Raw genomic sequence first — 18,771 nt, 5'->3', positions numbered from 1 at the left:
GGGTGGCGACGGGCGGGGGCGGGGGCACGGGCTCGGCCAAAGGGACCGGTGCGGGTGCGGGTACGGCCTCCCGAGGAGGGTCGTCGTACCCTCCGTACCCGATGTATCCGCCGTACCCGTACGAACCGTCGAAGTCGCCGGGCCAGGGGTGCGGCGGTTCGGGAGCGGCCTCGACGCGCGGGTCGTCGACGACGATCCGGCCCTCGGACGCCGCGGCGAGGACGTCGAGCGCCGCCCCGTCCCCGAAGGTCAGCCGGACGTGGACCCAGGGCGGGAGGTCGCCGCCGGGCGCGCCGCCCGGCCAGTCGGCCGCCGCCGCGGAGCCGTAGCCCCGCAGCTCCTGACTCGACCAGACCCGGACGGAGTCATCTGGAGGATAGTGATCAGAAACGTCAACATATGAGCCATCCCTCACAAGCGCACGCTATCCGTGCAATCGCATTTGAACAGGAACGGCGCGCACAGGCGCGCGGAGGTCTCCCCCGAGCACCGCACACGCCTGACAGCGCGACCCCGCGGTGCGATCCTGGGACCGTTCCGGGTCCGTCTCGCGGAGGGAGCGCCACGTGCTGCACGTCGCCGTCGTCGGATCGGGTCCCAGCGGGGTGTACGCCGCGCAGACCCTCGTCCAGCAGGATCGGGTGCCGGACGTACGGGTCGACGTGCTCGACCGCCTCCCCTGCCCCTACGGTCTGGTCCGCTACGGCGTCGCGCCGGACCACGAGAAGATCAAGTCCCTGCAGAACAACCTGCGTACGGTCCTCGAACACGAGCGGGTCCGCTTCCTCGGCGGCGTCGAGATCGGGCCCGGGGGCCTGCCCCCGGAGCGGCTGCTCGATCTCTACCACGCGGTCGTCTACTGCGTCGGCGCCGCAGCGGACCGCCGGCTCGGGGTGCCCGGCGAGGACCTGCCGGGCAGCCACTCGGCGACCGAGTTCGTCTCCTGGTACAGCGCGCACCCGGACGCGCTGACGGACGGCTTCGCGCAGGACGGCTTCGTACGGGGCGTGGAGTCCGCCGCCGTCATCGGCGTCGGGAACGTGGCGGTGGACGTCGCCCGCATGCTGGCCCGCGGTGTCTCCGAACTGCTGCCCACCGACATGCCGGACGCGGCGCTCGGCGTCCTCGCGGACAGCCGGGTGCGCGAGGTGCACATGGTGGGGCGGCGCGGTCCCTCGCAGGCGCGGTTCACCACGAAGGAGCTGCGGGAGCTCGGCTCGCTCCCGGACACCGAAGTCCTGGTGGATCCGGCGGAGTTGGCACTCGACCCGGCGTACGCCGACCCGTCGGGGCTGCCCGCCGCGAGCCGCCGCAACGTGGAGGTGCTGCGCGGCTGGGCCGAGCGCCCCGCGCGGGGGCTGGCGCGGCGGATCAGGCTGCGCTTCTTCCTGCGTCCCGTCTCCCTGACGGCGGGTCCCTCGGGGCGGGTCGCCGGGGTGCGGTTCGAGCGCACGGTGCCGGACGGCCGGGGCGGGGTGACGGGTTCGGGGCGGTACGAGGACGTCGCGGCCCAGCTGGTCCTGCGCTCGGTCGGCTATCGCGGAGTGCCCCTGGAGGGGCTGCCGTTCGACCCGGACCGGGGCACGGTGCCGCACGCGGCGGGCCGGGTGCTGCGCGACGGGGCGCCGTCACCGGGCGAGTACGTGGCCGGGTGGATCAAGCGCGGCCCGACCGGCGTCATCGGCACCAACCGCCCGTGCGCGAAGGAGACGGTGCTCTCCCTGCTCGACGACGCCCCCGCCCTCGTACGCGGGAACCTCCCGTCCGATCCGCTGACCGGGCTCAGGGCGCTCGGGCAGACGCCCGTGGAGTGGCCGGGCTGGCTGGCGATCGAGCGGGCGGAGGCGGCACTCGGGCGCTCGCTCGGGCGGGGCGTGGTGAAGATCCCGGACTGGGCGGGGCTGCGGGCGGCCGCACGGGGCACGGCGGACTGATCGGCCGGCCGCGGTCGCCGTCTCCGGAGACGGCGACGGTCGGGACGCGGCCGCCGGGCGGCGGTCGCTCAGCCCTCGGCGCCGAGCCGGTCCGCCTGGCGGGCGGCCGCGGAGAGGACGCTGTCGAGCAGGCCGGGGAAGAGAACGTCCAGGTCGGCGCGGCGCAGCACGTTCAGCTTCGTGGTGCCCCGGTAGATCTGCCGGATCACACCGCTCTCGCGCAGCACGCGGAAGTGGTGCGTGCAGGTGGACTTGGTGACGGGCAGGTCGAAGTACGAACAGGAGAGCCCGTCGGCGCCCTCCTCGCGGGCCAGGTCCCGCACCACCCGCATGCGCATGGGGTCGGCCAGGGCGTGCAGCACCCCCTCCAGCCGGATCTCCCCGGGCTCGGGGTGGGCGAGCGTCCTGCTGCTCGCGCTGCCGGTCGCGGCGGCGGTCGTCATGGCGGCTCCACTTCGTCCTGTGTCCCTCGTCCTGTGTCCCCCGTGCGGCGTCCCGGGCGCGGCGGGCCTGCCACGGAGTCCTGATCCGAAGCCCCTGGTCCGGCGCCTTCGATGCGCTGCCCCCGATCGCCGTCGCCATTGTACGAGAGCCATCGTAGTTTGACATTCGCCGTACTACGAGGTCTATCGTACGAGCAGCACTTCAGCCGTGACGATTGGGAGGCCGCCGTGAGCGCGCTGTTCGAGCCCTACACCCTGCGATCGCTGACGATCCCCAACCGGGTCTGGATGCCTCCGATGTGCCAGTACTCGGCGGCGCCCGAGGGGGCGGAGACGGGAGCCCCGCAGGACTGGCACTTCGCGCACTACGCGGCACGGGCCGCGGGCGGCACCGGCCTGATCATCGTCGAGGCCACCGCCGTCAGCCCCGAGGGCCGCATCAGCCCGTACGACCTGGGCATCTGGAACGACACACAGGTGCGGGCCTTCCGCCGCATCACGGACTTCCTGCGCGGCCAGGGCACCGTGCCCGCGATCCAGCTCGCCCACGCGGGCCGCAAGGCGTCGACCGACCGGCCCTGGAAGGGCGGCGGCCCGGTCGGCCCCGACGCGCACGGCTGGCAGCCGTCCGCGCCCAGCGCCGTCGCCTTCGACGAGCGCCACCCCGTGCCGACGGAGCTCACCGTCGAGCAGATCCACGAGATCGTGGAGCAGTTCGCCGCCGCCGCGCGGCGTTCGCTGGACGCGGGCTTCGACATCGCCGAGATCCACGGCGCGCACGGCTACCTGATCGGCGAGTTCCTCTCCCCGCACAGCAACAAGCGCACCGACGAGTACGGCGGCTCGTACGAGAACCGCACCCGCTTCGCCCTCGAAGTGGTCGACGCGGTGCGGGCCGTGTGGCCCGAGGACAAGCCGCTCTTCTTCCGCATCTCCGCCACCGACTGGCTGGAGGAGGCGGGCTGGACGCCGGACGACACCGTGCGCTTCGCCCGCACCCTCAAGGAGCACGGCGTCGACCTGCTCGACGTGTCCACGGGCGGCAACGCGGCGGGCGTCAGGATCCCCGTGGGCCCCGGCTACCAGGTCCCGTTCGCGGCCCGGGTGAAGGCCGAGACGGACCTCCCGGTCGCCGCCGTCGGTCTGATCACCGAGGTGGAGCAGGCGGAGAAGATCCTCGCCAACGGCGAGGCGGACGCGGTCCTGCTCGGCCGCGAACTCCTGCGCGACCCCTCGTGGGCACGCCGCGCCGCGCGCGAGCTCGGCGACGAGGTGCACGTGCCGGACCAGTACCACCGGTCCGTCTGAGGGGCGCTCGGAGGTGAACCGCCGGTTGTCGCGGTAGACACGCTGCACGTCGTCGAAGCGCGTGAGCGACCAGAACCCCGGCCGCCCCTCGGCGGGCTCCGTCCAGAACACCGGGTCCTCGGCCCGGAGCCTGCGCCACAGCGCGTACTGGTCGTGGCGCCGGAAGAACCAGGGGTCGGCCAGGTCCACCGTGGCACGGTCCTCCGGGAACACCCGCACACCGCTCATCTGCTTCCTCACGTCTCGCGTCGTGGGCTCGATGCACACGGAGGCTAGCGGGGCGGGCGCGCGCGGTTCTGTCACCGGACTACACACTCAAGTGCCCCTTGCCGCACGGCTCGTGGCCGGTGGTCGGCAAGATGGGGCGCAGCCCGTCCGGGCGGGGGCTACCCGTCGTGGCGGGGGGGCTACTCGTCGGCGCCCGCGGTGATGAAGCCCGACTCGTACGCCGTGATCACGGCCTGTACGCGGTCGCGTGCGCCGAGCTTCGCCAGCACCGCGCTGACGTGTGTCTTCACCGTCTCGGTGCCCAGGTGCAGCTCGGCCGCCGTCTCCGCGTTCGTCAAGCCGCGCGCGACGCACCGCAGCACCTGGCCCTCGCGGCCGGTGAGCGCGGCCTGCTCCAGGGCGGTGCGGGCCGACGCGTTGCCGTGCGCGGCGGCGAAGGAGCGCAGCGCGGGCGGGAAGAGCAGCGACTCGCCCTCGGCGACGATCCGCACCGCGTGCACGATCTCGGTGGGCCTTGCGCGCTTGAGCAGGAACCCGTCGGCGCCGGCGCGCAGCGCACCGTAGACGTACTCGTCCTCCTCGAACGTGGTGATGACGAGGATCTTCGGCGGGTCGGTGACGGTGCGCAGCACGGCCCGGGTCGCCTCGATGCCGTCCATCAGCGGCATGCGCACGTCCATGGCGACGACGTCCGGCCGTAGTTTCCCGACCAGGGGGATGACGGCCGCACCGTCCGCCGCCTCGCCGACGACCTCGATGTCGGGCTGCGCCTCCAGGATGGCGCGCAGTCCGGCGCGTACGAGCGCGTCGTCGTCGACGAGCAGAACGGTGATCGGCATGCCGGTCACTGTAACGGCAGGATGACGTGGACCCGCCACATGCCGTCGGACAGCCCGAACACGGCGGCGCCGCCGAGCAGCAGGGCCCGTTCGCGCAGGCCGCGCAGGCCCGAGCCGCTGCCGACGCTCCCGGACGGCCCGGCACCGGCCCGTGGCCGTTCGTTGCGCACCTCCAACTCGGCCCCCGCGCCGCGTGCGGAGTCCACCAGGCGTCCGGCCTGGGCAAGTGTGGGCCGCCGGGCCGTCGGGTCGGCGTCCTCGCGCAACAAGCCGAGGACGCGGTCCAGTTCGGCGAGGGCCTCGCGTCCGGTGTCCTCGATGGCGGCCAGCGCCCGGTCGGTGAACTCGGGCGTCCCTGCGGCGCGCGCCGCGCCCGCCTGGACCACGGCGATGGTGAGCGCGTGGCCGACGGAGTCGTGCAGCTCGCGGGCGGGCCTCGCGCCCCATACGACGGCGACCAGTGCGGCGGCGGACACGGGGGCCAGCAGCGGGTACCACCAGCCCCATCCGCCGGACAGCAGCATGGGCGCGGGCCCGAACGGCGGCCACAGGGACGGCATCAGCAGCCCGAGAGTCAGGACCACGCCGTTGAGCGTGACGACGGTGACGCCGAAGCCGAGCCACAGTCGCAGCGCCAGCCATACGAAGACCCGCCACCGGTCGCCCCACGATGCCGACGGTGATCCGGCGATCTCCGGCATCGGGCGGATGCGCGGGGCATGGCGCGAGGTCTCGTGCGGGGTGTACGGCCCGGATTCATGCGGTGTGTGCGGGGCGGACGGCCCGGATTCATGCGGTGCGTGTGGGCCGGGATAGAGCAGCAACCGCGCCTGCATCGCCTCGGCGACCCGCGTGCCGGGGATCAGCGCGGCCAGTGCGAGCAGCGGAAACGGCACGAACAGCAGCAGCCAGGTGCCCGCGTGAGGGTCCTCCAGACCCGGGAAGGCGATCCCGACCACCACCACGGCGGCCACCGCGCCGACGAACAGGTGCAGCCACCGGGTGTAGGTGACCGCGCTCGTCACCGGCCTCAGCAGCCGCTGCGGGCACCTCATGAGCCGCTGGAGACACCTCATGGGAGTCATGATCCCAGTGCGGCACGGGAGTTGCCTCCCCCACGTGGGGGAGGACTTTCCCTCCGCCGGGGGAAGCGGTCGCTCCCCCGTGAACGGCAGGCTCGACACCATGACAGCCATCGAAGTGAAGGACCTGAGCAAGGCCTACGGCGAGGTGCACGCGGTCGACCGCCTCACCTTCTCCGTCCGACCCGGCCAGGTCACCGGGTTCCTGGGGCCCAACGGCGCGGGCAAGTCCACCACCATGCGGCTGATCCTCGGCCTGGACCGTCCGACGTCGGGCACGGCGACGATCGGCGGGCGTCCGTTCACACAGCTCGACGAGCCGCTCCGGCACGTCGGCGCGCTGCTGGACGCGCAGGCTCCGCACGGGTCCCGTACCGCACGCAGTCACCTTCTGGCTCTCGCCGCGAGCAACCGCATCCCCGACCGGCGCGTGGACGAGGTCCTCGAACTGACCGGCATCGCGAAGGCGACGTCCCGCCGCGTCACGACGTTCTCGCTCGGCATGCGCCAGCGCCTCGGCATCGCCGCTGCCCTGCTCGGCGATCCCCGGGTGCTGCTGCTCGACGAGCCGTCGAACGGTCTCGATCCCGAGGGGATCATCTGGATCCGCGAGCTGCTGCGCGGTCTCGCGAAGGAGAACCGCACCGTGCTGGTCTCCAGTCATCTGATGGGCGAGACGGCCTCGTTCGCGGACCATCTGATCGTCCTGGGCAAGGGCAGGCTGCTGGCGGACACGTCGACGAAGGACTTCATCGCGGCCCGCGCCACCCCGCGTGTCCGCGTCCGCACGACGGAACCGGCACGGCTGCGGGAGGTACTGGTGCGCCACGGCCACGCGCCCGTCGAGGCGGAGGGCGGGCGGCTGCTGATCGACGGTGCCGAGGTCGACGTCATCGGCCCGCTGGCGGCGCGGGAGGGCATCGTCCTCCTCGAACTCGCCGCCGAAGAAGCCACGTTGGAGCAGGCCTACCTCGATCTCACCGCGTCCGCCACGGAATTCTCCGCACGAGCCCCGCAGGAGGCCTGACCATGTCCACCGCAGCCGTACTCCGCTCCGAGTGGATCAAGATCAGGACGCTGCGCGGCACCGCGTGGTCGCTGCTCGCCGTGTTCCTGCTGACGGCCGGCTTCGCCGTCGCGGCCAACGCGGCGACCGCTGACTCCGAGGCGGACAGCGCCGACTTCGACGCCCTCTTCTCCGTGTTCCTCGGCCTCAACCTCGGCCAGATCGCGGCGATCTCCTTCGGCACGATGGCCATGTCCACCGAGTACCAGGGCGGCGCCATCCGCGCGTCCCTGACGGCGGTGCCGAACCGGGGCCTGTTCTACGCGGCCAAGCTCGCGAACGTGGCGGGCCTCGCCCTGGCGATGGGACTGGTCACGACGTTCGTGTCGTTCCTGGGCGGCAGCGCCTTCCTGGGCGACGCGGCACTGACCCTGGGCGACGCGGACGCGCTGCGCGCCTGCCTGGGCGGCGCCGTCTACCTCGCGCTGATGGCCCTCTTCGCGGCCGGCCTCACAGCGGTCCTGCGCAGCGGCCTGGCCGTGCTGAGCATCCTGATCCCGTTCATCCTGATCGTCTCGATGGTCCTGGGCGAGACCTCGGGCTCGCTGGCGGACTACCTCCCGGACCGCGCGGGCCAACAGGTCCTGTACGCGAACCCCCCGAGCGACCTGCCCCCGTGGGCGGGCCTCGGAGTGACGGCCCTGTGGACGGGCACGGCGGTACTGGCGGGGTGGTGGTCGCTGCGGCGGAGGGACGCGTAGGGCGCGGGGGCGCGGGACGCGTCGCGCCGGACGGGCACGGTCCTCGGACGGGCGGCTGCGCGCCCGGCCGCCCGTCCGTCCGCCCGTCCGTCCGCCCGTCCGTCCGCCCAGCCCTACTGCCTACTCACCCGCCCCGCACGACGTCTTGGCCAGCGCCTCGAACTCGTCGTCCGTGGGCTTGTACTGCTGTTCGTAGCCCGCCACGCGTTCCGTGATGCTCGGGAAGTGCGCGCGGAAGGCGAGTGCCCACTGGGTGTCGAGGAAGCGTTTCAGGGCATCGTTCAGGCGGCGGCAGTCCGCCTCGTGGCCCTCGCGCAGGCCGACGCCGTAGAACTGCTTCTTCTTGACGGTGATGTTCCGGACCACCTTGACGTCGTCGTGGTAGCGGGGGTCCTGCGCGAACCCCTCCAGGATGATCTTGTCCGTCCAGACCGCGCTGAAGTTGCCCCGCGTCAGCTCCTTCACACAGGACTTGTAGCTGTTGCGGAGCTCGGCCACCACGTTCGGGCCCAGCGCGTCGCGCACCGCCTTCTTCGCCTTCGCGTCCCGCTCGCTCTCGGGGTCACCCGTGGAACCGCGCACGCTGCAGACCCGTTTGCCGTCGACGTCCGCGAGCCTCTTGATGCCGTTCTCCTTCTTGCGGACCAGCACCCCTTGGTAGGTCTTGAGATAGGGCGCCGTGAAGTCGACCTCCCGGTCGCGGGGCGCGGTGATGGAGTACGTGGCCACCACCAGGTCCATGCTCCGCTCGGTCAGCACCTTCTCGCGGTTGCGCGACTGGACGTCCCAGTCCGCGGCCTTGAAGTGCAGGTCCGTGCTGAGGAACTGCACCAGCTGCGCCTCGAACCCCGCGAAATCGTCCTCCTCCTCGCTGCGCGTGCTGAACCCCGGCTGCCCCTTCTTCACCGCGACGTTGAGCGTCTTCTTGTCGAAGAGGGACTTCCCGGTGTCGGCGCCTTTGCCGTCCGTACGGGTCGGGCCCTCGCCGGCCGCCCGCTCCTCGGTGCCCCCGCCGCTGCACGCGGCCAGGGCGAGGGCGGACAGGCACGCGGCGGTGACGAGGCGCACGCGGGATGCCCGGCGGGCTGCTGACGGCATTCTGCGGGGCATGGCACTCTCCTTGGGCTACCGGCGGTACTCCGCCTTCGTGAGCGTGAGTTCGACCCGGCAGTCGGCGTCGCCGACGAGCTGGATGTCGACCGTCACCTCGGGGCCCGGATCGTCGAGCCGCAGGGTGGTGGTGACCGTCTTCTCCAGGGGGACCGGGTCGGCCCTCTCGATGTCCCCGCCCTGGAAGCTCAGCATGCCCATGCGCAGGCACGGGGTCTTCCCCGCCGCGTCGTCCTTCGCGGCGAACGTCACCGTCAACTCGTCGTTGCCGCCCGGGTCCCGGTCCACGACCAGACCGGCCGTCGCCCCCGCGCCCACGGTGCGGCCCTTCAGGTGCGCGTCGCCCAGGACGTCGTCGGGCTGCGCCGCCGACACCCACCACAGGATGGCCCCGGCGACCGCCGCGACGAAGAACGCGGCCAGGAACGTGAGCAGGTGCTGCGTGACCTCCTGCCGTTCGTCGCGGCGCGCGAAGAACGTCATGGCGGCGGACACGTACGCGATGAAGCCGCCCCCGGCGACCGTCAGCGCGGTCGCCGAGTCGCCGATGACGGCGAAGGCGATCAGGGCCACCATGACGACGAGATGCACGAGGAAGAGCACCGCGAAGTAGCGCCGGCCCTCGGGGTCCGGCGTCCCGCCTCCCGGGTCCGTCCCGCTCTCCCGTGCCGGGCCACCGCCCGGCAGAAGGGGTTTCGACCGCGCGACCAAGTGGCGCCACCTCCCCGCGCACGAGATACGTGTGGACGGAAAGGATGCCACAGAGGGTGACGGGATGGACCTCAACGTGCGTATGCCCCCGGGGAGTTCCGCTGGGGGCGTATCCAGAAGGGTTCGCCCGGGTTCGGTTCCTGCGGGGCGACTTCTTACGAAGAGGTCGTCTTACCCAGAGGCCTCCCTACTGGGAGGCCTGGTGGAGGGAAGGCGAAGGGGAGGCAGACGGTCTCACTCCGGGGGGCTGAGGACCTCACTTCCGGGAGGACCGACGGCCTCACTCCGGGATGGCGGCCAGCGTGAAGGAGTGGCCCGCCGGGTCGGAATACGTACGGGTGTCCCGCGGCCCGCTGTTGTCCTTGGTGTCCACGGGCCGCGCCCCGAGGCCGACCGCCTCGCGCTCCGCCTCGTCCATGTCGTCACGGGCCACCAGGATGCGCAGATGCGCCTGCTGCGAGTCCTCGGGGCGGGGCCAGCTCGGCGGGATGTAGTCGCGCTCCCGGTGCACGGCCAGGCAGACCCCGCTGTCGTTCGTGATCTCCACGTAGTCGGGGTCCTTGCTCAACCGGACGTCCCCGCCGAGCAGCCCCGCGTAGAACTCGGCGAGCCGCTCGGGCTCCGAACAGTCCAGGACGAGCACGGCGTTCTTGTCTACGGTCATGACGGGCGGGTGCCCTGCGGCCGGGCACCCAAACGGCGGGGCCCGGTTTCCGGGCACCGGCCACACCCCGGGGGCCTCACCGCCTCCTGCGCCGCTGGTCCCCGGCACGCCGGGAGGCCATGTTGCCCGAACCCTTCAGACGGTGCGGCGTCAACCGGCCGCCGTCACGCGGCACTTCGTCCGGCTCGCGGTTCTCCAGGACGTCCCCGACGGGTCCGTCGGGCGGCAGCCGCGGCTGGTCCTGCGGCCTCGGCGGCGGCTGTTCCCTGCGGCGTACACGGATCCCGAACCACACCGCCCAGACCAGCAGTACGGCCACCCCCAGACCGGCCAGGAACGGCGCGAGCCCGCCCAGGGCCGTCGAGGCCGTCGGTTGTCCCGCACCGAGAACCGTCAGTTGTCCCACGCTGAGATCAGTCATGCGCGCCGGGTACCCGCGCAGCGCTCACCAAAAGCGGTGAGCTCCGGCAAGGGGCTCGGGGGCACACGTAAAGCCCGTGCGGTACCGAGCCCCGCCCGGGGACGATGCCCCGATGAAGCCGAACCCGGGAGAAGTGCTGCACTTCTCCGAGGACCCGTCCATCACCGTGTTCCACCCGCACGTCGCCGCCACCGCCCGGCAGCGCGAGCCGTACGTCTGGGCCGTCGACGCCGCGAACTCCCCCTCGTACTGGTTCCCGCGGCAGTGCCCGCGTGCCATGGCCTGGGTCACCCCCACGACCTCCGCCGCGGACCGCCGCGCCGTTCTCGGCGCGGGGCGCGAACGGCGGGTGCACGCCGTCGAGTACGCCTGGGCCGAACGCTTCCTGACCGCCCGGCTCTACGCGTACCGGCTGCCCGCCGCCGAGTTCGCGCCCTTCGGCGGGCCCGAGCCGCACGCCTGGGTCGCGACGCGGAGCGTGACGCCGCTCGGCCCGCCCGAACCCGTCACCGGCCTTCTCGCCCTGCATCGCGAGGCCGACATCCAGCTCCGGTTCGTCAACGACCTCCGGGAGTTCTGGGACGCCGTCACCGCGAGCGGTCTCGGCTTCAGCGGCATCCGGCTGCGCAACGCCGCTCCGCCGTCGGACCGCGCCTCCGACCCCGCTCCCGCCCCCTGATTCCGGCCCGGAGACGGATTGTCAGACCCCTCACCTACTGTGATCGACATGGAAAGCAGGAGGTCTGGGAGGGGTCCTGTCATGAGCTGGGTCGAGACGGCGGGCGGGTACGCGGTGACCCTGGACGGCACCCGGGTGCTGTGCAGGAACGCCGCGGGGCGCACGCTGAAGCAGGTCCCCGCGAAATTGCGCGACGACGCCGAGGTGGTGCGCCTGCGCCAGCTCGCCGAGTGGCTGGAGCGGCACGAGCGGGAGTGCCGGGCACAGGTGGACACCTGGCTGGTGCGCTCACTCCCCGTGCCCGCGGCGCTGCTCGCCCGGGTCTGGCCCGACGCGGCCTGGCAGGGGGCGCTGCGGGACCTGGTCGTGGCGCCGGTCGGCGCCGACGGCGGCGCCGACACCGAACGCGCCGGGTTCCTGCGGGACGCCGACCCAGAGCGGGGCCTCGGCATCGTCGATCTCGACGGCGACTCGGTGCGGCTGGACGCCGAGCAGGTGCTGATCCCGCACCCGGTGCTCCTCGACGACCTCGCCGATATGCGGGAGTTCGCCACGGAGCTGGGCGTCGAGCAGGGCCTCGACCAGCTGTTCCGCGAGGTGTGGCCGCGCCCGGACGACATCGACGGCGCGGCGCTGGAGTGGGGGGCGTACGCCAACGCCAAGTTCGAGGAGCTGCGCCACGCGACCGCCCGCGCGGGGTCGTACGGCTACCGCGTGCGCGGGGGTTACGCGGTGTGCCCGCTGACGGAGGACGGCCGCGCGCTGGAGGCGGCGTACTGGCTGGGTGACGACTACCCCGAGAGCGAGGCGTACACGGGCGGCCTGGAGTGGCGGGCCGCGGGCGGGCGCCGGATCCCGCTCGGCGAAGTGGGGCCGGTGGCCTGGTCGGAGGGCGTCCGCATGGCCGCCCTCATCCACGCGGGACGCGTGGCCAAGAGCGAGCACGACGAGGACGGGGTGGACCTGTGAGCACGGAAGCGCAGCTGCTGGAGGCCGGCGCGGTACTGCCGGCCGGGGACGGCGCCGCCGGGGACCCGCTCACCGCGCGGGCGTACGAGCACCCGGTGCTCGAAGGACGCACGGTGGTGCGTCTGGTGCCGGAGGCGATCGGCCCCGCCGAGGACCTCTCCCTGGAGTACCTGGGCTTCGGCGCCGGCGCGGCGACGACGGTCGGGCGGGTGCGGCGCCAGTCGCTCGGCTTCCCGGCCTGGGCCCTGGTGAACGACCCGGCGAACGGCCGGCACGCGCTCGCCGTGGTCAAGGAGATGGAGCGCCTCGCCCGGCTCGTCGGCAGCAAGCCCGGCCTCGCCAAGGAGGGCTTCGACGAGATCGGGGACCGCCTCGACCGCTCCGTGCCGCACTTCCTGCCGACGTACTACGAGCAGGTCGCCCGGCTCTTCCTCGCGGCCGAGTCCCGCCAGCACGCCTCGGTGTACTTCGGCAAGGCCCGCGCGGCCGAGCAGCGGCATGCGCTGGAGGTCGACGAGGACCGGCTGCGCGAGGTGTTCGTGGAGTTCGCGGGCGCGGGCGCGCTCAGCGGCAAGGTGCTGCGCGAGCACGCCAAGGGGCTCGCGGCGCGGCTGTCGGGCCGGGAGGCGTACGACCAGTTCAGGGCGCTGTCGCTGCAGCGCTGCGCGGCGGGCATCGCCCCGTACGCCGGAATGCTGGAGGACCTGCGCCGCCTCGCGAAGAGCGCGGGGCTCACGGCCCGCGCCGAGGAGCGCTCGCTGCTCGCGGAGATCATCCACTCGGGCGCGATGACGCGCGCGGCCGGCAGCTTCTGGAAGTCCGCGCTGCCCGCGCTCGCCGAGCTCGCCGAGGCCGATCCGGCCGTGCGGCAGCGGCTGTTGACGCTGTTGCCGACCGCCGGGGGCGACGCCACGGAGTCCTTCGACGAGGCCTGGCTGGCGCTCCTGGACCGGTGCGGGGCGATCGCGCTGCTCCTGGAGGGGTCGGCGAGCGCCGCCGAGTGGCTGAGCGCGTGGGCGCGACACCGTCGGCGCGGCTGGCGGGAATCGAACCGGCTCGCCGCCGAACTGGCCCTGGTGGAGCGGCTCGCGCCACGGCTGATCGAGGACGGCACGCCGGTGCGGATCGTCGTGGACCGCGGCTGGCGGTGCGAGGTGGACCTCGATCTCCTCGACACCGCGCTCGCGGCCGGGGTGCCGGTCGCCACCCCGCCGAAGGAGGCACAGTCCCTGGAGCTGCAGTCCTGGCTGCAGGACGACAACCCGGGGCGCAGGGATCTGGCGGCGCTCACCGCGGACGCCCGGTTCACGCCGCTGCTGCGGGCCGGGGTGGAGAGCCTGTCGTCCGCCGACGGGCCCGGCGCGGTGGCCTCGGCGCGGCTGGAGCGGGCCGCGGAGCACCCCGCGCTGCGCACGGCCATCGCGGACTGGCTCGCGCACCGCGCCGCGGAGCTCGACCGGCCCCTCGGGCTGCCGCGTCTGGACACGCTGCTGCGGGACGTGACGCGGTTCTCCAAGCCCGCCGTCCTCGCCATCGCGCCGGACGCGGTGGAGCGGATCGTGTCCTTCGACCCGGCGCCGGTCCTGGCCCGGACGCTGCGGACGGGTATCTTCGACGAGTTGGGCTGGCCCGCGCTGGAAGAGGCGCTCGGCACGCTCGGCGACGTGAACAAGATGGCGGCCGGACAGCATTACCGGCCCCACCTGGGCAACCAGTGGTACAGGTCCGCCGACGCCTGGCCCGCGCTGATCGTGCGGGTCGGCACGCGGGTGGCGCTCGCCGGGCCCGAAGGCATCCTGGACCAGCGTTCGCTGACCCTGCCCACGAAGACCTCGGGGCACGGCGAGCCGACGGTCCGGTTCGTCGACGGCCAGTGGCTGATCGCGTCGGGTTACGGCAACGACCGGCGGGCCGTGTGGTCGGGCAGTCCCGCGGACGTCTTCAAGCCGACCGGTCTCCAGGACAGTTGGTACGACACGGGCACGGTGTCGTTGGCGCTCCCGGACGGCAGCCGCTGCTTCGGCGGGCGGCCGGTGCACGCCGGGGACACCGCCTTCGCCGAGCTGCGCCGCGCTATCGCCTCGGACGGCGTCTCCCACTGGGTGCTGCACGAGGGGCGGTGGCACGAGTACGACCCCGCGACCGCGCGCCGCGGCCGTGCCTCCGTACCCGCGTTCTTCGACTCGGCCCTCGCCGGAGCCGGTCCGGGCGTGCGCCTGGACGAGCAGCACTGCCGGCTGCTGCCCGTGCAGACGGGCCTGGAGGGCTCGCCGTTCGGCAGCAAGGACGGGCTGCTCGGCTGGTGGGTGACCCGGGACGAGAAGTCCGATTCCCGTACGGCCTGTTCCGTGGACGGCAGCCGCGGCCCCGCGACGACGGACGGCATCCCCGCCGCGCCCCTGCGGCTGCCCGCCGGATCGGTGCTCCACCCGGTGCGGCTCGGCTGGAACCAAGCGGTGATCGAGCTGCGGGACGCGGACGGCATGGCCGTCGCCCAGGTGCAGATCGGCGACCGGGGCAGCGCCCACGCGGCGGGCACCCGTTTCGTGCCGCCTCTCTGGTACTGGCACGCGCTGCGGCCGCGCGACGAGCGCGGCTCCGAGGCGCTGCGCGCGGTGACCGACGCGGACGCGGCGGCCCTGCTGGCCGCCGTCCAGGGCGGCCAGAGCGCCCGCTTCGCCGTGGCGCGGCTGCTGCCCGCCGTCACCGACGAGGCACTCGCCCTGGGCGTGGCCGGTCTCCTCGAGGAGACCGCGCGCTGCGCCAAGCGCATCGACGTCCTCGCCGAGCGGGCGCGGCAGCGGGGTGACGCCCGGCAGGACGCCGCGTCCCGCGTCCGGCACGCGTTCGACAGCGTGCTGCGCGAGGCGGCGGCGGGCCTGACGGGGACGCAGCACTTCTACGGCTCGTACCGCTACTACGGCCGCGGCGACCAGTCCACCACCGCGATCGAGCAACTCGCGGCGCTGGGCCGCGCCTTGGGCCCCGACGTGCCCGCCGGCACGATGAAGCTGTCCGACACGGCCGTGGCCTGGCCGACGCTCACCGGGGCCGGGACGGTGGCGCTCGGTCTGCGGGCCGCCGCGCCGTCGACGGACGACGCCCACCGGGCCGCCCTCCTGGAGCTCCTCGACGCGGTGCTCCAGGTGCGGGCCGGCGAGGACGCGGTGCTGGTCGACCCGCGCGGACGCCTGCGCACGGTGGAGCTCAAGACGTCCTACAAGGCCCGCCCCGAGCGGCTGGGCGAGGTCTTGGTCGACGGGGCGCGGCGCATGCTGATCGTGTCGTGCCTGCGGGTGGAGGGCGACGACGCGTTCTGGAACGGCATCGAGTACGACCCGGCCGGAGCCTTCGGCGCCTGGGACGGCTTCGCCCTCACCTCCTCCCTCGTGTACGGCTCCGAGGCGGACCCGCGCCGGGCGCCCGCGCTGCGACGGCTCGTCGCGCTGGTGCGGGAGCGGGGCGCGCTGCCCTACCGCCCGGAGCAGGCGGTGGAGTTCGCCGAGCGCGTCGGGGTGAGCCCGGTGGCCGGGGCGCTGCTGCTGCTCGGCCTGCCGGGTCTCCAGGGGTACGGCAGGGACGGACTGCTCCCCGCCGAGCTCCTGAAGCCGCTGGGTGCCAAGAGCGCCGAGGCCATGGCGGCGCGGGGCGCGCTGCACGATCTGCCGCTCGCCCAGCGCCAGGCGTTCGCGGCGGCCCTCGTACCTCTCGCCCCCGAGCGCGTCGGGGAGTTGTGGACCACCGGCTTCGGCCTGGACGACGCCGCCGAGCTGTGGCTCTCGGCCCGCGGCAGGCACCGCGTCGCCCCGCCCGAGCTGATCGCCCAGGCCGTCGCGGAGATCGGCCCCGGCCCCATTCTCGACCATGTGCTCAACCCCGAGACCCGTCCCGAGCTGACCGGCCGCACCGAGCAGAAGCTCGGCGACACCCTGCGGCCGGAGGATCCCGAGGCACTGCTCAAGGGCGGCGATCTGCCTGCGTACGTGAACATGCTGAGCTGGCTGGCCTACCGCCTGCCGTACGGCGATCCGCTGCGCGCCGTGCTGCCGGAGACCCTGCGGATCCTGCGGGAGCGGCTCGCCGACCCGGGTCTCCTGCTCGACCTGCGGGTGAGCTGGGGCACGGACGGCAAGGCGACCGGCGCCCGCGTGCGGGAGGCCTTCGGTCTCGCCCCGCGCGGCGGGGCGGACGACCGCGACCTGGTCGAGGCGGGCCCCGCGCTCGTCCTCGCACCGATGCAGCACCGCGCCGAGTGGGACGCGGTGTGGGTGCGCCCCGAGGCGCTGCTGCCCGGTCAGGAGCAGGGCGGCTCGGATCATCCGGCGCTGATGCTCCTGACCGGGCTCGCCGGGAACAGCGACGCCCTGCGGGCCCTGCGGACGCTGGTCGGCGAGGAGTTCGAGGCGCTGCTCACCGCCGACGGTCCGGCGGGGGCCGCGCAGCATCCGCTGATCGGCGCACCGGAGGTCGTCGCGGCGGCGGTGGAGCGGTTCGGGCTCTCCGAGGACGCGGCGGTGATCTATCTGATGCTGCTAGCGCTGCCCGACCCGACGGACCGCCGTCAGGCGGCGTGGACGGGCTGGAAGCCGGCCCGCCTGAAGAAGGCCCGTGCCGAACTGACCGCGACGGAGCTGGTGGTGGAGGCCAAGCGGTACCGCGCGGGCCGCTCCCTCTTCCTCCCCGGCGGCTGGATCGAGCGCAAGTCGCCGTACCTGCCCGTGGAGAGCTGGAAGATCCCGCTCATGCCGGAGCCGAACGGCCGCTTCGAGGTGCCGGACCGCCCGGTGCCCGAGCTGTACGCGCGGGCGTGGCAGCGGGTCGTCGACGGCGACGGTCCGGGCTACGAGGAGTTCAAGGAGCGGGGCGGCCGCAGGGGAGGCAGGCGATGACGGGCCGGCAGACGGAGCAGGACGGACGGACCATGGGTGCGGGGCAGACGGGGCGGCAGATGGAGCTGCCCGAGGACCGTTACGCGCGGGAGCTGGAGTTCCTGGCCGCGTACGACGAGGGGCCGCGGCCGCCCGGCTGGCGGCTGACCCCGCGCGCGGTGGTGACGTTCGTCTGCGGTTCGGACGGCGAGGAGCTGCGTGACGGCGCGGGGCGGGCGCTCGCGGTGAGCCGGAAGTTCGTGGGCGACCGGCAGCTCGTGGAGCGCTGTGTGGTGACGCTCGCGGGCGAGCGCGGGCTGCTGCTCGTGGGCGAGCCCGGCACCGCCAAGTCGATGCTGTCGGAGCTGCTGGCCGCTGCCGTGTGCGGCACCAGCGCGCTCACCGTGCAGGGCACCGCGGGCACCACGGAGGACCAGCTGCGCTACGGCTGGAACTACGCGATGCTCCTCGCCAAGGGTCCCAGCCGCGAGGCCCTCGTCCCCTCGCCGGTGCTCACCGCGATGGCGCGGGGCGCGGTGGCCCGGGTCGAGGAGGTCACCCGGTGCCTGCCCGAGGTGCAGGACTCCCTGGTCTCGCTCCTGTCCGAACGGCGCATCGCCGTACCGGAGTTGACGGGCCAGGAGGGCGAGGACGGCACGGTGCACGCGGTGCCCGGCTTCACTCTCATCGCCACGGCCAACCTCCGCGACCGGGGCGTCTCCGAGATGTCCGCCGCCCTCAAGCGGCGGTTCAACTTCGAGACGGTCGGCCCGATCGGCGACCTGGCCGCCGAGACGGACCTCGTGCGGCGCCAGGCCACGGCGGCCCTCGCCCGCTCGGGTGCCGCCTTCTCGGTGGACGACACGGTCCTCGAAGCGCTGGTCACCGCCTTCCGTGATCTGCGCTCCGGGCGCAGCGCCGAGGGCTGGGAGGTCGAGCGGCCCTCGACGGTCATGTCGACGGCGGAGGCGGTGCAGGTGGCCACGTCCATGGGGATCGGCGCCGCGTATCTCGGGGACGGCCGGGACGTCGTGCGGACGCTGCCGGGCCACTTGCTCGGCACTGTACGCAAGGACGACCCCGCCGACCACGCGCGGCTGCTCGGCTACTGGGACGGCCCGGTGCGTCGGCGCGCGGAGAGCGGTGCGGGGCTGTGGCGGACGCTGTGGGAGCTGCGTGATGACCTCGGATGAGGGGGCTGCTTCGAGGGAGGCGGTCGAGCCGGGGTCGGCGGCAGTGACCATGGCAGTGGCTGAGGAGACCGGGCCGGAGACGGTGCTCGCCGAGTTGGCCGGGTGCCGCGCGCCGTTCCTGATCGGGGTGCGGCACCACTCCCCCGCGCTGGCCGCCGCGCTGCCCGAGATGCTGGCGGCGGCGGACCCCGAGGTACTGCTCGTGGAGCTGCCCGAGGAGTTCGCGCAGTGGCTGGAGCACCTCGGGGATCCGGCGACCGTGCCGCCGGTGGCGCTGGCGGGCAGTGGTGAGGCGGGTGGGCTCGTCTTCCTGCCGTTCGCGGAGTTCTCGCCGGAACTGGCGGCGATCCGCTGGGCGCGGGAGGCGGGGGTGCCGGTGGTGCCGTTCGATCTTCCGCTGGCGGAGCGGGAGTCGGCGCGGGGTCGGGTCGACGACGAGCCCGCCGTCCTCGCCGACGACGAGCCCTCCGCCCTCGACGGCGACGCGCCCTCCGCCGTCCTTGACGCACCCTCCACCGCCCCACTGGAGTCACCGTCCCCGTCCCCGTCCCCGTC

The 18,771-nt window shown here is 73.7% G+C and carries 17 protein-coding genes; 9 read left to right on the top strand and 8 right to left on the bottom strand.

All coding sequences use genetic code 11. From position 1 onward, the window contains the following. Positions 1 to 415, bottom strand: a 415-nt coding sequence (locus AOK22_RS42505; RefSeq protein WP_244164693.1) for a DUF6214 family protein, incomplete at its 3' end; no start/stop codon positions are given. 151 nt (positions 416 to 566) lie between these two features. Between AOK22_RS42505 and AOK22_RS04450 the strand changes: the two genes are divergently transcribed. Next, on the top strand, positions 567 to 1,934 hold the full coding sequence (locus tag AOK22_RS04450) for an FAD-dependent oxidoreductase (RefSeq protein WP_055697222.1): 1,368 nt from the start codon (positions 567 to 569) through the stop codon (positions 1,932 to 1,934). 68 nt (positions 1,935 to 2,002) lie between these two features. On the opposite strand, the gene AOK22_RS04445 is transcribed toward AOK22_RS04450, so the two are convergent. Then, positions 2,003 to 2,377, bottom strand: coding sequence for an ArsR/SmtB family transcription factor (locus tag AOK22_RS04445; protein WP_055697221.1), 375 nt, complete (start codon positions 2,375 to 2,377; stop codon positions 2,003 to 2,005). Between the two features lie 228 nt (positions 2,378 to 2,605). Between AOK22_RS04445 and AOK22_RS04440 the strand changes: the two genes are divergently transcribed. After that, positions 2,606 to 3,685, top strand: a complete 1,080-nt coding sequence (locus tag AOK22_RS04440; RefSeq protein ID WP_055697220.1) for an NADH:flavin oxidoreductase/NADH oxidase — start codon at positions 2,606 to 2,608, stop codon at positions 3,683 to 3,685. A gap of 407 nt (positions 3,686 to 4,092) precedes the next feature. Here AOK22_RS04440 and AOK22_RS04435 read toward each other — a convergent pair whose 3' ends face one another. Next, a complete protein-coding gene (locus AOK22_RS04435) occupies positions 4,093 to 4,752 on the bottom strand; it encodes a response regulator transcription factor (RefSeq protein WP_055697225.1) in 660 nt (219 codons plus the stop codon). 5 nt (positions 4,753 to 4,757) lie between these two features. Then, positions 4,758 to 5,828 (bottom strand): histidine kinase dimerization/phosphoacceptor domain-containing protein, encoded by a 1,071-nt coding sequence (locus AOK22_RS04430; RefSeq protein ID WP_063795194.1) that lies wholly within the window; start codon positions 5,826 to 5,828, stop codon positions 4,758 to 4,760. A gap of 109 nt (positions 5,829 to 5,937) precedes the next feature. Between AOK22_RS04430 and AOK22_RS04425 the strand changes: the two genes are divergently transcribed. Beyond that, entirely contained in the window at positions 5,938 to 6,861 is a 924-nt protein-coding gene (locus AOK22_RS04425; RefSeq protein WP_055697224.1) for an ATP-binding cassette domain-containing protein, read from the top strand. Between the two features lie 2 nt (positions 6,862 to 6,863). Further along, positions 6,864 to 7,601, top strand: a complete 738-nt coding sequence (locus tag AOK22_RS04420) for an ABC transporter permease (protein WP_055697218.1) — start codon at positions 6,864 to 6,866, stop codon at positions 7,599 to 7,601. Between the two features lie 120 nt (positions 7,602 to 7,721). Here AOK22_RS04420 and AOK22_RS04415 read toward each other — a convergent pair whose 3' ends face one another. The 4 genes from AOK22_RS04415 to AOK22_RS04400 form a co-directional block, all read right to left on the bottom strand. Continuing rightward, positions 7,722 to 8,711, bottom strand: coding sequence for a transporter substrate-binding domain-containing protein (locus tag AOK22_RS04415; RefSeq protein WP_157872175.1), 990 nt, complete (start codon positions 8,709 to 8,711; stop codon positions 7,722 to 7,724). Between the two features lie 15 nt (positions 8,712 to 8,726). Then, entirely contained in the window at positions 8,727 to 9,422 is a 696-nt protein-coding gene (locus AOK22_RS04410) for a hypothetical protein (protein WP_055697216.1), read from the bottom strand. Positions 9,423 to 9,702: 280 nt separating this feature from the next. Next, entirely contained in the window at positions 9,703 to 10,086 is a 384-nt protein-coding gene (locus AOK22_RS04405; RefSeq protein WP_055697215.1) for a VOC family protein, read from the bottom strand. A 76-nt stretch (positions 10,087 to 10,162) separates the two neighbouring features. Further along, the gene (locus tag AOK22_RS04400) at positions 10,163 to 10,507 is read right to left on the bottom strand and encodes a DUF6479 family protein (protein ID WP_063795193.1); all 345 of its coding nucleotides are present in this window, start codon (positions 10,505 to 10,507) and stop codon (positions 10,163 to 10,165) included. A 112-nt stretch (positions 10,508 to 10,619) separates the two neighbouring features. Between AOK22_RS04400 and AOK22_RS04395 the strand changes: the two genes are divergently transcribed. The 5 genes from AOK22_RS04395 to AOK22_RS41295 all read left to right on the top strand — a co-directional run. Continuing rightward, entirely contained in the window at positions 10,620 to 11,186 is a 567-nt protein-coding gene (locus AOK22_RS04395; RefSeq protein ID WP_055697214.1) for a DUF6886 family protein, read from the top strand. Between the two features lie 81 nt (positions 11,187 to 11,267). Then, positions 11,268 to 12,155 (top strand): DUF4132 domain-containing protein, encoded by an 888-nt coding sequence (locus tag AOK22_RS04390; RefSeq protein WP_055697213.1) that lies wholly within the window; start codon positions 11,268 to 11,270, stop codon positions 12,153 to 12,155. Next, the gene (locus AOK22_RS41300; RefSeq protein WP_055697212.1) at positions 12,152 to 17,044 is read left to right on the top strand and encodes a hypothetical protein; all 4,893 of its coding nucleotides are present in this window, start codon (positions 12,152 to 12,154) and stop codon (positions 17,042 to 17,044) included. Before AOK22_RS04390 ends, AOK22_RS41300 begins: the two co-directional genes overlap by 4 nt. Beyond that, positions 17,041 to 18,216 carry an ATP-binding protein gene (locus tag AOK22_RS04380; RefSeq protein ID WP_055697211.1) on the top strand — a complete coding sequence of 392 codons (1,176 nt, stop codon included), beginning with the start codon at positions 17,041 to 17,043 and terminating at the stop codon, positions 18,214 to 18,216. The genes AOK22_RS41300 and AOK22_RS04380 overlap by 4 nt, the downstream gene beginning before the upstream one ends. 49 nt (positions 18,217 to 18,265) lie before the next feature. After that, a partial coding sequence (locus AOK22_RS41295; RefSeq protein WP_244164692.1) for a DUF5682 family protein occupies positions 18,266 to 18,771 on the top strand: 506 nt, incomplete at its 3' end.

It is taken from the genome of Streptomyces silaceus, from assembly GCF_001419745.1.
In the GTDB taxonomy this organism is placed as follows: Bacteria; Actinomycetota; Actinomycetes; order Streptomycetales; family Streptomycetaceae; genus Streptomyces; species Streptomyces silaceus.
Note: the sequence above shows the minus strand (reverse complement) of the source record. Positions and strands in the feature narration are given on the sequence as shown.

What these genes read in the sequence shown, in the direction of transcription:
- AOK22_RS04395 (WP_055697214.1), top strand. Translation starts at nt 10,620, where the DNA reads ATGAAGCCGAACCCGGGAGAAGTGCTGCACTTCTCCGAGGACCCGTCC.
- AOK22_RS04430 (WP_063795194.1), bottom strand. Translation starts at nt 5,828, where the DNA reads ATGAGGTGTCTCCAGCGGCTCATGAGGTGCCCGCAGCGGCTGCTGAGG.
- AOK22_RS04425 (WP_055697224.1), top strand. Translation starts at nt 5,938, where the DNA reads ATGACAGCCATCGAAGTGAAGGACCTGAGCAAGGCCTACGGCGAGGTG.
- AOK22_RS04405 (WP_055697215.1), bottom strand. Translation starts at nt 10,086, where the DNA reads ATGACCGTAGACAAGAACGCCGTGCTCGTCCTGGACTGTTCGGAGCCC.
- AOK22_RS04435 (WP_055697225.1), bottom strand. Translation starts at nt 4,752, where the DNA reads ATGCCGATCACCGTTCTGCTCGTCGACGACGACGCGCTCGTACGCGCC.
- AOK22_RS04390 (WP_055697213.1), top strand. Translation starts at nt 11,268, where the DNA reads ATGAGCTGGGTCGAGACGGCGGGCGGGTACGCGGTGACCCTGGACGGC.
- AOK22_RS04420 (WP_055697218.1), top strand. Translation starts at nt 6,864, where the DNA reads ATGTCCACCGCAGCCGTACTCCGCTCCGAGTGGATCAAGATCAGGACG.
- AOK22_RS04445 (WP_055697221.1), bottom strand. Translation starts at nt 2,377, where the DNA reads ATGACGACCGCCGCCGCGACCGGCAGCGCGAGCAGCAGGACGCTCGCC.
- AOK22_RS04415 (WP_157872175.1), bottom strand. Translation starts at nt 8,711, where the DNA reads ATGCCCCGCAGAATGCCGTCAGCAGCCCGCCGGGCATCCCGCGTGCGC.
- AOK22_RS04400 (WP_063795193.1), bottom strand. Translation starts at nt 10,507, where the DNA reads ATGACTGATCTCAGCGTGGGACAACTGACGGTTCTCGGTGCGGGACAA.
- AOK22_RS04380 (WP_055697211.1), top strand. Translation starts at nt 17,041, where the DNA reads ATGACGGGCCGGCAGACGGAGCAGGACGGACGGACCATGGGTGCGGGG.